Annotated in this window: 13 protein-coding genes, 1 other RNA gene and 3 pseudogenes; 8 read left to right on the forward strand and 9 right to left on the reverse strand. The window is 49.6% G+C overall.

Features of this window, described 5'->3' with window-relative positions; genetic code table 11:
* Nucleotides 1–207: 207 nt before the first annotated feature.
* A complete protein-coding gene (locus CVE23_RS04340; protein WP_100848975.1) occupies nucleotides 208–1,140 on the forward strand; it encodes a nucleoside recognition domain-containing protein in 933 nt (310 codons plus the stop codon).
* Nucleotides 1,141–1,176: 36 nt separating this feature from the next.
* Here CVE23_RS04340 and CVE23_RS23235 read toward each other — a convergent pair whose 3' ends face one another.
* Both CVE23_RS23235 and CVE23_RS04350 read right to left on the reverse strand, forming a co-directional pair.
* Nucleotides 1,177–1,518: a double zinc ribbon domain-containing protein gene (locus CVE23_RS23235; RefSeq protein WP_208622086.1), complete on the reverse strand. Its 342-nt coding sequence runs from the start codon at nucleotides 1,516–1,518 to the stop codon at nucleotides 1,177–1,179.
* A 159-nt stretch (nucleotides 1,519–1,677) separates the two neighbouring features.
* Entirely contained in the window at nucleotides 1,678–2,568 is an 891-nt protein-coding gene (locus tag CVE23_RS04350) for a LysR family transcriptional regulator (RefSeq protein ID WP_049853650.1), read from the reverse strand.
* A 381-nt stretch (nucleotides 2,569–2,949) separates the two neighbouring features.
* Between CVE23_RS04350 and CVE23_RS04355 the strand changes: the two genes are divergently transcribed.
* Nucleotides 2,950–4,164 (forward strand): MFS transporter, encoded by a 1,215-nt coding sequence (locus CVE23_RS04355; protein ID WP_100848976.1) that lies wholly within the window; start codon nucleotides 2,950–2,952, stop codon nucleotides 4,162–4,164.
* A 189-nt stretch (nucleotides 4,165–4,353) separates the two neighbouring features.
* Complete coding sequence (locus CVE23_RS04360) at nucleotides 4,354–5,382, forward strand: alpha/beta hydrolase (protein WP_100848977.1); 1,029 nt, start codon at nucleotides 4,354–4,356, stop codon at nucleotides 5,380–5,382.
* A gap of 227 nt (nucleotides 5,383–5,609) precedes the next feature.
* On the opposite strand, the gene CVE23_RS04365 is transcribed toward CVE23_RS04360, so the two are convergent.
* On the reverse strand, nucleotides 5,610–6,392 hold the full coding sequence (locus tag CVE23_RS04365; RefSeq protein ID WP_100848978.1) for a transporter substrate-binding domain-containing protein: 783 nt from the start codon (nucleotides 6,390–6,392) through the stop codon (nucleotides 5,610–5,612).
* Nucleotides 6,393–6,857: 465 nt separating this feature from the next.
* On the opposite strand from CVE23_RS04365, the gene CVE23_RS23155 reads away from it, so the two are divergent.
* Nucleotides 6,858–6,989, forward strand: coding sequence for a hypothetical protein (locus CVE23_RS23155; RefSeq protein WP_259503318.1), 132 nt, complete (start codon nucleotides 6,858–6,860; stop codon nucleotides 6,987–6,989).
* A gap of 176 nt (nucleotides 6,990–7,165) precedes the next feature.
* On the opposite strand, the gene CVE23_RS04370 is transcribed toward CVE23_RS23155, so the two are convergent.
* A complete protein-coding gene (locus CVE23_RS04370) occupies nucleotides 7,166–7,552 on the reverse strand; it encodes an acyl-CoA thioesterase (protein WP_049853606.1) in 387 nt (128 codons plus the stop codon).
* Nucleotides 7,553–7,943: 391 nt separating this feature from the next.
* Nucleotides 7,944–8,393: pseudogene (locus CVE23_RS04375) on the reverse strand (transposase); the annotation flags it as partial.
* Nucleotides 8,394–8,689: 296 nt separating this feature from the next.
* On the opposite strand from CVE23_RS04375, the gene CVE23_RS22655 reads away from it, so the two are divergent.
* Nucleotides 8,690–9,190 carry a DUF6622 family protein gene (locus CVE23_RS22655; RefSeq protein ID WP_145958407.1) on the forward strand — a complete coding sequence of 167 codons (501 nt, stop codon included), beginning with the start codon at nucleotides 8,690–8,692 and terminating at the stop codon, nucleotides 9,188–9,190.
* 37 nt (nucleotides 9,191–9,227) lie between these two features.
* Here the strand turns inward: CVE23_RS22655 and CVE23_RS04380 are convergent.
* Nucleotides 9,228–10,222, reverse strand: a pseudogene (locus CVE23_RS04380) (IS3 family transposase); the annotation flags it as partial.
* A gap of 66 nt (nucleotides 10,223–10,288) precedes the next feature.
* Between CVE23_RS04380 and CVE23_RS04385 the strand changes: the two are divergent.
* Complete coding sequence (locus CVE23_RS04385; RefSeq protein ID WP_100848778.1) at nucleotides 10,289–11,311, forward strand: IS110 family RNA-guided transposase; 1,023 nt, start codon at nucleotides 10,289–10,291, stop codon at nucleotides 11,309–11,311.
* 218 nt (nucleotides 11,312–11,529) lie between these two features.
* On the opposite strand, the pseudogene CVE23_RS04390 reads toward CVE23_RS04385, so the two are convergent.
* From CVE23_RS04390 to smpB, 3 genes and pseudogenes are all read right to left on the reverse strand, one after another.
* A pseudogene (locus tag CVE23_RS04390) lies at nucleotides 11,530–11,646 on the reverse strand (transposase); the annotation flags it as partial.
* A 210-nt stretch (nucleotides 11,647–11,856) separates the two neighbouring features.
* Nucleotides 11,857–12,237: a transfer-messenger RNA gene (gene ssrA / locus CVE23_RS04395) on the reverse strand.
* Nucleotides 12,238–12,283: 46 nt separating this feature from the next.
* Nucleotides 12,284–12,766, reverse strand: coding sequence for an SsrA-binding protein SmpB (gene smpB, locus CVE23_RS04400; protein ID WP_016942314.1), 483 nt, complete (start codon nucleotides 12,764–12,766; stop codon nucleotides 12,284–12,286).
* A gap of 155 nt (nucleotides 12,767–12,921) precedes the next feature.
* Here smpB and CVE23_RS04405 point away from each other — a divergent pair, with 155 nt between their 5' ends.
* Both CVE23_RS04405 and CVE23_RS04410 read left to right on the forward strand, forming a co-directional pair.
* On the forward strand, nucleotides 12,922–13,356 hold the full coding sequence (locus tag CVE23_RS04405) for a type II toxin-antitoxin system RatA family toxin (RefSeq protein WP_038661915.1): 435 nt from the start codon (nucleotides 12,922–12,924) through the stop codon (nucleotides 13,354–13,356).
* The gene (locus tag CVE23_RS04410) at nucleotides 13,349–13,642 is read left to right on the forward strand and encodes an RnfH family protein (protein WP_038917941.1); all 294 of its coding nucleotides are present in this window, start codon (nucleotides 13,349–13,351) and stop codon (nucleotides 13,640–13,642) included. The genes CVE23_RS04405 and CVE23_RS04410 overlap by 8 nt, the downstream gene beginning before the upstream one ends.
* Nucleotides 13,643–13,688: the final 46 nt, after the last annotated feature.

Consider the following 13,688-nt stretch of genomic DNA (forward strand, 5'->3'; position numbering starts at 1 on the left):
CAGCCTCAGCGGTTCTTTATTCTGATTTGTCTCTCCTTGTTTAATCACCCGTGGTGTCGGATAACGGCAGGCGCTGCGTTTGTCCGGATGTGGTGAAAAACGTTCTGGAATATTGTGATGTTTATCACGAAAATAACCGGACTGAGAGCCCGGCAGGTACCGTTGGCGGCACCTGCCGGGACAGATTCACCCGTGCTGGGACATTACATGAACGTGATTGGAATCATCATGTCATCGGGGAAAGCCTCCGTTGACGTTGCGCTGTATACACTGTTGCCGATTATGGTCGTGATGCTGGTCATCATGCGTTTTCTGGAAGCGAAAGGCATCGTGGATGCGCTGGTTCGGTGGATGGCGCCGATTCTCAAGCCCTTCGGGCTCACCGGTATGAGTACCTTTGCGCTGATTCAGCTTAACTTTGTCAGTTTTGCCGCGCCGCTGGCGACGTTGTCGATTATGGAAAAACGCGGCGTGTCCGATCGCCATATGGCGGCGACGCTGGCGATGGTGTTCGCTATGGGGCAGGGCAACGTGTTTTATCCGCTGACTCCGTTTGGTCTGCACTGGGCGGCGGCCATCGTGATATCGATTATCGGCGGGCTGGCGGCAGCGGCGCTGACCTACCATGTGCTGGGGCGCAAACTATCCACGCTGGAAAGCGGGCGCTCCGGCGAGGTTTCTGCCGAAGAGCCGGCGGCCAGAGGCGTTATCGGCATCATTAATAGCGCCGGGGCGGACGCCATCAGGCTGGCGCTCGGATCGGTGCCGATGCTGATTCTTTCCATGACGATTGTCGGTATCCTGGAATCCGCCGGCGCGGTGACGGCGCTTGAGCGCTTTTTCTCGCCACTGCTGGCGTCGGCCAATATTTCTCCTGTTTTCGTGATGCCGACGCTGGTGAAATGCCTGGCGGGCGGCACCGCTTATTTTGGCGTGGTGTCAGACCTGATTCAGCAGGGGAAGATGACCGCCAGTCAAATCAATGCTTCCGCCGGGCTGCTGATACAGACGTTTGATTTACCGGGCATCGGCATTTTTCTGGGCGTTGGCTCCCGCTTCACCCGCCTGTTCCGCTATGCCGCGTTGGGGGCGGTGTTCGGTATAGTGATCAGAGCGGTGCTGCATGTGGCGGTGTTTTAGGTGGTGTCGCGCGGCATTGCGGGACACCGCCTGGCATCAGATGATGGCGTTCCCGCACTGACCGCAAAATTTTGCGCCAGCCTGTACCGAAGTGCTGCATTGCGGGCAGACTGCTGGTACGAGCGATGTGCCGCATTGCTGGCAAAACCGCGCGGTGGGGGCATGGAGCGACCGGCAGTTTGGGCAACTTACTCCCGCATTGTTCCCGGTTGGGTAACTGCCATGAGAGCTATGATGTTCGTTGCTATGATGATGCCCGTGGTGGCCCTTCCCATGATGACCGCCCAATAATTTGTCAAAAATACCCATGGATACCTCCGTATTCACTGTTTGAATGACCTGAATGGCTAGCCCTGATGCTGAGTTGGTAAGCATCATCGGTATGCCATATGCGGTCTATTCAACACCCTGTAGTTACTACAGGGTCAAGCTACTACCGTGTCAAACTACTTACAGGATTACGCTACATCGACTTGTGTGGCCGAAAGACAAGTTGGCGTGAGGAAATGATGGCAATGGCGGGACACAGCCAGAGCCCTAGCGGCTGACGCGCAGAGCATCAACAACCAGCGAGAAGGCCGGTGAAGGTTGCCGACGACTGGGATAATACAGGTAGTAGCCGGGAAAAGGGGGACACCATTCGTCAAGCACTTGTGTCAGGCGGCCTTCCTCAATGTGCGGCGCGAACTCTTTCTCCGGCAGATAGGCGATACCCAGCCCTGCCAGCGCGGCATCGACGATGTGAGTGGAGGTATTAAAAATGAGCTGTCCGCTCACCCGCACGTTGACCTGGCGTCCCTGATGTTCAAAATCCCAGACATACAGCCCTCCCGAACTGACCATTCGCATATTGATACAGTTGTGGCCCGTCAGATCATGCGGGGTTTCCGGGACGGGGTGGCCGGCAAAATAGGCTGGCGAGGCTACCGCCGCCATACGTAGCTTCGGCCCAATGGGAACGGCAATCATGTCCTTGTCGATGGTGTCCCCCAGACGTACCCCGGCATCAAAACGGTCCGCCACGATATTTCGAAAGCCGTAATTGATATCGAACTCCACGTTGATGTCCGGGTATTCGCGCAGTAAAGGCTCCAGTTTGGGGAGCAGGGTGGTTCGCAGGACGTGATCGCCACAGGTAATTCGCACCGTACCCGCCGGTTTGTCGCGCAGTTCCGTCAGGACATCCAGTTCAGACTCTATCTCATCGAAGTGTTGACCTATCGCCAGCAAAAGGCGTTCGCCAGCGGTGGTGAGTGAAACGCTGCGTGTTGTACGGGTCAGCAGCCGGATTTGCAGGCGATTCTCCAGGCCAGTGATTGCCTGACTGAGTGCGGATTGCGTCACGCCAAGTTGTGCCGCGGCCCGGGTAAAGCTACCTTCCCGCGCCACCGTGACGAAGTACAGCAGGTCGTTGAGGTTGCGTTTCATCATGATCGTGTACCCCACAGAGATTTATTAGCACTACTTATATCCTTATTAAGTATTCATTAGCTAGTCAAGGGATAGCATGTGCTCTACATTTTCAGGACGACAATATTCCCTGCGCATTGAGGCTGAAATCCGGGCGTATCCCGTCAGGAGCGAACGCGTCAGGGAATAACCGTCATCATTACCGGGGCTGAACCCGTCCGCTTTATCAACATCAATACGTTATGTATCACCGGTCTGGATTTCCCGGTGCAGGGTTCGCTTTGCCTGCGAATCGGGTTTTAGAAAACGAATAACGCTGCGACGGATGTGAAAACGCGCCGCGTGTATTGCATCTGCTGAGACATTCCGCGTCTGGAATCTATTGAGATAACTCGTTTTATGACAACGAAAGTACATGACATCCCGGTGGGGAATGCCCTTTCCCGCCACAATACCGGGCAGCAACCGGCTTACTGGAGCGGCGTACTGGCGATGACGCTGTGCGTTTTCGCACTGGTGGCGTCTGAATTTATGCCGGTTAGCCTGCTGACGCCGATGGCAACTGATCTTCGGGTCAGCGAAGGGCTGGCCGGGCAGGGCATTGCCATATCCGGCGCGCTGGCAGTGCTGACAAGTCTGTCTATTTCGTCACTCGCGGGGGGAATGAACCGCAAGGCGCTGTTGCTGGGTATGACTGGCCTGATGCTGCTTTCAGGCGCCGTTATCGCGCTGGCGTCGGACTACGCGACCTATTTGCTCGGCCGGTCGCTCATCGGGGTGGCTATCGGCGGATTCTGGTCAATGTCTGCCGCGACGGCGATACGGCTTGTGCCGCCTCATCGCGTGCCGCAAGCACTGGCCATATTTAATGGCGGCAACGCGCTGGCGACCATCGTAGCCGCGCCGCTAGGCAGCTATCTGGGGGCGATGATCGGCTGGCGTGGCGCTTTCTTTTGCCTGGTGCCGGTCGCGCTGCTTGCCTTGGTCTGGCAATGGATCAGTCTTCCTGCGATGCCCGCCGGCGGGCGAGAAAAAGGTTCCGGCAATGTCTTTGCGTTGCTTAAACATCCGTTGGTTGCGTTGGGGATGGCGGGGTGCGGCGTCTTTTTCATGGGGCAGTTTGCTCTGTTCACCTATCTGCGCCCGTACCTTGAAACGGTGACTCTCGTTGATGTCTCCAGTCTGTCACTCATTTTGCTGGCGATAGGTATTTCCGGTTTTTTCGGGACCGTACTGATTAGCGCCTTCCTGAAGGCGGGCTTTTACCAAACGTTAATCATTATTCCTTTGTTAATGGCGGCGATTGCCGTGGCGCTGATTGCGTTTGGCGATCGGCTCTTTATTGTGGCGGCATTGCTCTGCATGTGGGGGATGGTGGCCACCGCTGCGCCGGTGGGGTGGTGGTCCTGGGTGACCAGAGTGCTGCCGAAAAACGCGGAAGCGGGTGGCGGATTGATGGTAGCCATCATTCAGTTTGCCATCGCATTGGGGTCGACTATTGGCGGCGGGTTGTTTGATATGAGCGGCTACCGTAGCACGTTCACCCTGAGCGCACTCTTGCTGCTGTTGGCCGCCGTTCTGGCGTACCTGACCTCGCGTGCGGACCGGCGCTGACCTATTGCCGCCATTAAGCGATTGCATTTATTCGGTGCGATGAAATGAATCGCTATATCAACGAATACCTAAAGATGATGTGAAATATCAGCTTGTCATTGATAACGCCATCCTGATTTTTTGACTGAAAGGGCTTCTGAAGAGCAGGTCTTTTCATATTTAGTTGTTTCTCTAAATGAGGAAAATGTAATGAGAGTATTTACTATGTTATTAGGGCTTATTATTAGCTCGTTCTCTGCAATAGGTGCGGATATGTCGAATGGTGCTGATAACTTTTATCAGAGTGATAAAGCCACGATGCAGAAGGTGACTTTTAAAAACCAATATCAAATGAATGTCACGGGGAATCTTTTTACCCCGAAAGACATGAAGCAGAATACCAAGAATCCGGCGATTATCGTTGGTCATCCTATGGGAGCGGTAAAAGAGCAAAGCTCTAATCTGTATGCACAGAAATTGGCTGAGCAGGGGTTTGTCACGCTGGCTATCGATTTGGCCTTCTGGGGGGAAAGCGAGGGACAGCCGCGTAACGCCGTTTCTCCGGATATGTACGCTGAAAGTTTTAGCGCTGCCGTAGACTACCTCGGCACCCGTCCGTTTATTGATAAAAACAGGATCGGCGTTCTCGGTATTTGCGGAAGCGGCAGCTTTGCTATCAGCGCTGCTAAAATCGATCCGCGTATGAAGGCTATTGCAACCGTAAGTATGTATGACATGGGGTCTGCCAACCGTAACGCGCTCCACCATTCGTTAACGCTTGAGCAGCGCAAAAAAATCATTGCCGAGGCAGCAGAGCAACGTTATGTCGAATTTACCGGTGGCCCGACTAAATATACCAGCGGTACGGTACATAAGATTGATGCAAACTCAACTCCTATCGAGAAAGAGTTCTTTGATTTCTACCGTACGCCTCGCGGTGAGTTTACACCCAAAGGCTCATCACCAGAATTGACCACCCATCCTACGCTGACAAGCAATGTGAAATTCATGAACTTTTATCCGTTCAATGATATTGAAACGATCTCGCCGCGTCCGATGTTGTTTATTACCGGTGACAATGCGCATTCCCGTGAATTCAGCGAAGATGCGTTTAAACGTGCCGGCCAGCCAAAAGAGTTGTACATTGTTCCAGGGGCTGGACATGTCGATTTGTATGATCGTGTCAATTTAATCCCATTTGCAAAATTGGCTTCATTTTTCAAAGCTAATCTGAAATAACATCTCTGTTTGTTACCTGCATTAACAGAAAACCACATCCTGACGGTGTGGTTTTTTTCATAAAAATTATTTCAATAACGTCGAAACGTAGTGTGCCAGAACAGTTCGGCTTTGGGGCTACGTGGCTAGCTGTTTCCCGGCCTCGGAGTGGGCCGGGAGTGGGAAATGATTAAGCCGGAAAGGAATAGCGCGGTATTTACCAAGTCATCAGTTAACTACGCCTGGCGCTATTCTTTTACGCTTAAATCGATATCGCCAAAATACTGTTTCTTGATGCGGGAAAATTCACCGTTGCTCATTATGTTTTGCAACCCCTGATTGAATAGCTGCTTTATTTCCGTATCGCCCTGGCGTATACCGTATGCTGAGCCAATACTGAACAAATCAGCATCGGTTATTTCCGGGCCTTTTAACTCAAAATCCTGACCTTCCGGAGTTTGTAAAAATCCGAATGTCAGAGCAACCGATGGACACAGCGCACCTTCAACCCTCCCGGCATATAAATCTTCGTAAATTGCTTCCTGATCTGGGTAGCTTTTAACGTTAACCCCAGCAGGTTGCCAGTGTTTGTTGGCGTATGCTTCCTGAATGGTTCCCTGTTGTACCGCTATATTTTTCCCTCGCAGCATGTCGACCTGTGGAAGAAGATTAGCCTCTTTCCTTGCGACAAATCTGGTTGGTATATGAAAAACATAGTTGCTGAAATCGATAGCTTCCTTTCTCTTTTTTGTCACACCCAGTGGCGAAATAACGTCGATTTTTTTGGCGAGAAGAGCCGAAATCTGGGCATCGAACGTGTTTACGATATAGTCACATTTTGCGTTTAATGATTTACAGATGGCATCGGTTATCTCGATATCAAACCCTGATGGATTGCCATTTTTATCCCTGCTTTGAAAGGGGGGATAAGTCAAATCGACGCCAATACGAATTATGTCCTGTTTGGCAAATGCAAATGGTGAAATAGTAAGAATGACAATGATTTTCAGGAGCGAAAATTTTCTGAACATGGCAATAACACCTCTTTTAACCGTATAAAATTGAATATAAATATTCGGTATTCATATCATCACCAGCGATAGGAAATGAGCCGACACCGCGCTGGTTTGCCCTGTTAATTCCGTCTGAGTTCGGGCATCACCGGTCGCATTTCCGGAAGGCGCCTTAGCAGGCGTTGCAAAACAACCTCTACCGCAGCTGGGGCTGGCCAGTAACTCTGGTAGAGATGTGTACCGGCCCGGAAAGAAAAACGGCGCCTTTTCCGTCATTAAAAGCATGCGTTCACTAAGCAAAGGCGGCCGGGAATCGAGCGGCGCAGCCGACGCTGAACCGACAAAGACCGTACGGCATATAAATAGTGAAGACAGGAAAAACGCCAGACACTGCATCATCTTTAGCCCACATCCGGAAAATTGATGTTAAGTTATACGTGAAATAATAACAAATGGTTATTATTTTGTTTTCAGGATGTAAAAATGATGAATCATCGAATGTCGCTACCGCGAAAGGATTTTTGTACCGTTGGCGATAATGACACGCTGTCGTTCGCTGCTGAGGCCATTGGGCGTGAGCTTGTTTTGTGCGGTGATCTGGTTAAAGAGATGTGAGAGCAACGTCTCTGGACAGCCTTTGTTTTCGGCCGGCAGGGTGTTGGTACCATTGCCACCTGAGCAGTAAAAGTAGGTGTCGCGCGATTATGCAATGTTATAGGCGCGTTCGCGGCTGTGTTAAGGGAAATTTTGTTATCAAGGGCGGGTATTTTGCCCTTGATAACATCTATAGCTTAGTCCGCTAGCGCATTCGTCACGGCTTCTGGCATGGAGGGACGGCCGTTGACCAGGCAAGTAGCGACAAAGGTGGCTTCTGCGTACGTTACGCCATCAACCTTAATTTGCTGAACAAAATTGACGCGATTGCGCTTTTCGTTTTTTTCCAACTGACAGGTAACCTCTAACCGATCGCCTTTTTGCAGGCTTTTACGGAAGCGCAGAGAATACTCAAGTACCATATAGACTTTGCCCTGCTTGAACTCCTCTTCAATATCAACGCCTAGCGATTCTTTCATGAACGCATGGCGCGTCCACTCCATATAAAATGGGTAATAGAGACCGTCGACTACGCCCTGGAAATCGATATGGCTATCCTCAACCTCATAATGCTTTGAAAACATTTCTGTATCCTGGTCTGATTGTTACTCTAACAGGCTTGTTGATATACATTACTTAATCCACATAGTAAATGCGAAAATGTATCAATGTGATAAAAACAGCGAGGCGAGACTCAGGTGGGAGTCATGAAATACTATCAATAAAGTGGCGCCAGTATTTGTTATGGATTTATTTTCTCTGTTTTCAGAGCACAAAGAAGGCAACAAAATGGGATTAAAATAAAACTGGAAGAACGGGGTGGCTTCCCGGATTATTTTATTTTTACCAGTTATATGGATATAAATAAGTATCTACGATGTTTTTCTGGGCTTCCTCTGTGAATGCACCCGCTTTTTGGGAGTTCCGGGTTGTCCGCCGTCAGCCGGTACTGAGCAAAGGGAATAGATCAATCAATTCTGTTACCTGTATTTTAACCGCATCGGTGACTTTAGATATCAGCGTGGGCGACACATCCGCATCGCGCATCTCTTTGAAGGTAGCGACGATTTCCCGCGTGGTCATGCTTTTGGCATAGAGGGATAAAATCTGGTTGTCCATCTGTGTGATGCGTGTCTGAGTTTTCTTTATCAGTTGCGGCTCAAAGGTATTTTCGCGGTCACGTGGTGTGTTCAGTTCTATCTCGCCGTTATCGCAAAGCAATGTTTTTGACGAGTAACCATTACGGGTGTTGGTGCCGGTTTTAGGCGAATTTTTCTCATGTCCGAGATGGTCGGTCAGCTCAGCATTGAGTGACGCTTTGGCAGTTAACTTCATCAGTATGCGGGAAAACTGGTTGAGATCAGCTTCGGTTTTAAGGCCTTTAGCCAGTTCAGCCGCAAGAGCCTTGAGTTTCTTTTCGTCCATCGTTTGCCAGTCTCCATTATTGGAATGAACATATCAGAAATAGGCAATTACACAATTTAAATTACATTCTCAAAATTTTTTGGCTGATTTTATTTACTTCATCACCTAATATCTTATTTATTCAACAAATTCGCTCCTTCCCATATACGCTCCAGAACGTCTGTCAGATGATTGTCACTTAGATGTCTGCCATATGTCTGCCTACTGTCGTTAATATGGCGTGGTTTAAGCTCGGTGGGTGAGTCATTGTAATCTGCACACAAGACATGCCGTTCAGCACAAGAGAGGGAGCAAACATGACTGCTACTATATTTTCAAATACACCTTTATGGGTGTGGATTCTTTTTGTTTTTTTACTAAAAAGAGGTATCTCTGCACTACAACCCAGGAAAATCCCCCTGAACAGGCTTTTCATCATACCTGTGTTGTTTTTATCTGCAGGCATTTACCATCTAAATGGGTTTCATTTTTACCCTACCATATTTACATATATGATTACATCAATCCTATCCTGTATTATTAGAACGTCATTATTGTGGGGATCACCTGTTGAATATGATGCATCCTCTGGTCTAGTCACTCGTACTGGAAGTCCTTTTGTTCTTGTTTTAATTCTTTTATCTTTTGTTTTTAAATTTACCATGACCTACCTTATGGAAACGGACTCAATGTTACTACTAAACTTTTCATTTCAATGTCTATGGGGCGCAGGTTTAGGTGTTGCCACTGGCTTATCATGGGGCGGTTTATTATATATGTATACAATGGCTTTGTTGAATAAATCTAAGTTTTTATGAATGACAGGATCGGAGTGAACTTGTAAGTACGCCGGTTTTAGTTCCACACACTTTTTGATATTTCCGCGTTTTCCACCATCAGTCGGTATTCTTCCGGCGTCAGGTTATTCAGGGATTCATGGGGACGTTCACGGTTATATTCATGCAGCCAACGTTCCGTGATTTCCCTGACCTCATTCAGTGTTCTGAACAGGTAAAAATCCAGTATTTCTGTTCGGTACGTTCGGTTAAAGCGTTCGATAAAGGCATTCTGTGTCGGCTTGCCCGGTTTAATAAATTCCAGTGCTACACCATGCTCTTCCGCCCATTGTGCCAACGTCAGCGAAACCAGCTCCGGGCCGTTATCCATCCGCATCTTTAGCAGATACCTTCGGTTTGCCACTATCCTGTCCAACACCCGAACAACGCGTTGTGCCGGTATATTCAGGTCAATTTCTATCGCCAGCACTTCACGATTAAAATCATCCACCACGTTAAACGTACGAAAACGTCTGCCGCATACCAGCGCATCATGCATAAAATCCACTGACCAGCTCTGATTCAGGTGTTCCGGCGTCGCCAATGGTGCTGGATCACGCACGGGCAAACGTTGCTTTCCTTTACGACGAAAATTCAGTTTCAGTAAGCAATAAATACGATGAACGCGTTTGTGATTCCATGCATGCCCCTGCCTGCGTAGCTTCTGGAACAACTTCTTGAAGCCGTATCGCGGATAGCGTTCCGCCATGTCGGTCAGTGCCTGAATGACCGGCTCATCACGCCGGGTGTCAGGCTGATAAAAATAGACCGTCCTGCTCAACGATAACGTCCTGCATGCCTGGCGGATGCTCATCGTAAACTGCGCGGTCAGATAACTGACGAGCTCACGCTTTATCGCTGGTTTTAAAGCTTTTTTTCAATAACATCTTTGAGTGCCCGGCACTCCAGACTGAGATCGGCAAACATCTGTTTCAGTCGCCGGTTTTCGTCCTCCAGATCTTTCATCTTTTTGATATCAGAGGCTTCCATTCCGCCAAACTTCGCTTTCCAGTTAATGGGATGGACTACCTCCTCCCCCTGCGGTTAACTGTACGAAATATGCTCAACAGGAGAGTCACCATGAATATCGTATTTCTGGGTATTGATCTGGCTAAAAATGTTTTCCAGCTTTGCGGATTAAACCAGGCTGGCAAACCGGTTTATACAAAACGTACCGGCCGAAAAGAATTACTCCAGACGGTGGCAAATATTCCTGCCTGTCTGATTGGTATCGAAGCGTCAACAGGGGCATTTTACTGGCAACGCGAGTTTGAAAAACTGGGACATAAAGTAAAAGTCATCAGCCCACAGTATGTAAAACCTTTTGTTCGCGGGCAAAAAAATGACGGTAATGATGCACAGGCGATAGCTGTGGCCCTTATGCAACCCACGATGCAGTTTGTTCCGCCTAAAAGTCCCGAACAGCAGGATATTCAGGCTCTGCACCGTGCAAGACAACGTATTGTCAATCATCGTACTGCAACCGTCTGTCAAATCAGAGGACTGCTGCTTGACCGGGGAATAACAATCGGTGCAGCGGTCTCAAGAGTTCGTCATGCAGTTCCGCTGATCCTTGAAGATGCAGAAAATGGTCTCAGTACCAGAATGCGCAGGACGATTGCAGAACTCTATGATCTCTTTAACGATCTTGGTCGTCGCATAAACTTTTTTGATAAAGAAATAGAGGCTGTGTTCAGGCAATCTGAAGCCTGCCAGCGCATTGCCAAAGTTAAAGGTATTGGTCCTAAAACGGCAACGGCTGTTGTTGCCGCTATTGGCAAAGGAACTGAATTTAAAAATGGTCGTCACTTCGCCGCGTGGCTTGGTCTGGTTCCCCGGCAACACTCAAGTGGTGACAGGCAAGTTCTCATGAATATGACGAAAAAAGGCGACAAGCATCTGCGGACTCTTTTTATTCATGGTGCCCGCGCTGTCGTCAGGGTTGCCACGAATAAGAATGATAGCTGTCTGCATCAGTGGGTTAATCAGTTGAGGGAACGGCGAGGGTTTAATAAAACGACCGTGGCGGTAGCTAACAAGAACGCGAGAATAATCTGGTCGATGCTGAGAAATGATACAGAATATCAGGCAGCCGGAAGTTAATTCCCAGCCAGAAAAGTTGCAGTGTACTGAGAAATGGTGACAGGTTGCACCTGCACAATCGGAACCTGATTTTTATACTGGCCTCAGAGGCCGTCCAGTTGTTGAGGCGATCGTGTGCGGATTACCCATTTGGGCACAGGTTTTCCTGATGCCGGATAGATGTAAGCAACAACCCAAAACCAGAATCAGTGCTTGCAAAACGGAGGTAGTCCATAGATGTAGTACGAAGCCTCGGATATTCCCGCTTCGCGGCAGACGTCTTTGACGGTACGTCCGGCTTCAACGGACTTCAAAACGGCGATGATCTGGTGCTCGGTAAATCGGGCTTTGCGCATAGCGATCTCCTCAACGGGACATAATCAGTATGTCGGAAGATCTCTAAAAGTGAATGGTTCGGCTTGGTGGGATACTTATCATTCGGATTTAATTAGTTGGCTTCAGACTTCGCGGGACAAATTGAGGGCACAAAAAAGCCCGCAGGGCTTGCGCCGTGCGGGCTCTTAGGACTTCATCGGATGACTCTGGTAATCACCGATGGAGAATTTTGGTGGAGCTGGCGGGAGTTGAACCCGCGTCCGAAATTCCTACACCGTCGGTACTACATGCTTAGTCTGGTCTTTACATTCGCTTGCCAGCTGCGGACAGACACGCCACTAACAAACTAGCCTGATTGGATTTAACGCTTCAACCCCAGGCAGGGCATCCACGCGATCTCTTTTGGGTTTGACCTCTCTTGATCCCCGTCCTAAGAGCGGAGGCTAGGGAGAGAGGACACCTTCAGTTTCTTAGGCTGATTAAGCTGCGATAGCAGCAGGTGCGTAAGTTTCGTCGTTTGCGACTATTTTTTTGCGGCTTTTTACGAGGCCAACCGCCCCTCGGCATGCACCTTGGGTTTCGCGAATCCCGTCGAATCCAGAATCAGCCCCAAGATATTTCACTATTATAACAGAAAGATGACTCGCTAATCTACCGTTAGCGGGCGGCATTTTTCATGATGCGCGCTTTGTCCAACTTCCATTCGCGCTCTTTGATATCGTCACGTTTGTCGTGTTCTTTCTTACCCTTAGCTACGCCAATCTTGACCTTGCACCAGGCATTTTTCCAGTACAGCGACAGCGCCACTACCGTATAGCCTTCGCGGTTGACACGACCGTACAACGAGTCCAGCTCGCGCTGGTTCAGCAGCAGTTTGCGGGTACGCGTCGGATCGCAGACCACGTGGCTGGAGGCGCCGTGCAACGGAGTGAATGTGGCGCCGAAAAGGTAAGCTTCGCCATCACGCATCAACACATAGCTGTCGCTGATATTGGCTTTGCCTGCGCGCAGTGATTTGACTTCCCACCCCTGAAGTGCCAATCCCGCTTCAATCTCTTCTTCTATGAAGTATTCATGGCGGGCGCGCTTGTTGAGCGCAATGGTGGCAGAACCGGGTTTATGTGCTTTTTTCTTTGTCATAGTGCCGTCATTATACTGGTTGTCGTCGTGAATGAAATCCCTCGCCGGGATTCATACCGTTCTTTGTGAACGGGTGCGATGCCCCTCGCAGAATTTTTGTCTGACCGCTCATCGATGGTATTATTTTGCGCGTTTTATGAATCACGGAAAATTGTATGCCTAAAATCAGCCGGTCTGCGCTGGTCCCGTTCAGTGCCGAGCAGATGTATAAATTAGTGAATGATGTCTCGTCTTACCCGGCCTTTCTGCCTGGATGCACTGGTAGCCGGGTACTGTCTTCCTCCGGGAGTGAAATGACGGCGGCGGTTGATGTGTCTAAAGCCGGCATCAGCAAGACGTTTACCACCCGCAATACGCTTATTGATAACCAATGTATTTTAATGCAACTGGTGGACGGTCCGTTCCGTCAGTTGACCGGCGACTGGCGTTTTACGCCGCTGAGCGATGATGCCTGTAAGGTCGAGCTGAATCTGGATTTTGAATTCAAGAATGTGTTGATTGAAATGGCATTCGGCAAGATTTTCAAAGAATTGGCCAACAATATGGTGCAGGCGTTCACCCAGCGCGCCAAAGAGGTCTATTGTGCCTGAGATTCACGTGGAAGTGGTCTACGCGTTGCCGGAGCGTCAGTACTTACGACCGTTGACGCTGGAAGAAGGGAGCACGGCGGAGCAGGCTATTCAAGCATCCGGCCTGCTGGCCCTACGCCCGGATATCGACCTTGGCGTCAATAAAATCGGCATTTTTAGCCGCCCGGCGAAACTGACCGATGTTCTCAGCGATGGCGATCGGGTGGAAATTTATCGCCCGTTGCTGGCAGACCCTAAAGAGTTGCGTCGTCAGCGCGCGGAACGTTCAAAAAATAAGGCACGGTAACGTGCCTTATTTTTTGGGGCCAGTCAGCGAGTGTTAGCCTCGCCGG

This window comes from Dickeya fangzhongdai, assembly GCF_002812485.1.
Taxonomy (GTDB): Bacteria; Pseudomonadota; Gammaproteobacteria; order Enterobacterales; family Enterobacteriaceae; genus Dickeya; species Dickeya fangzhongdai.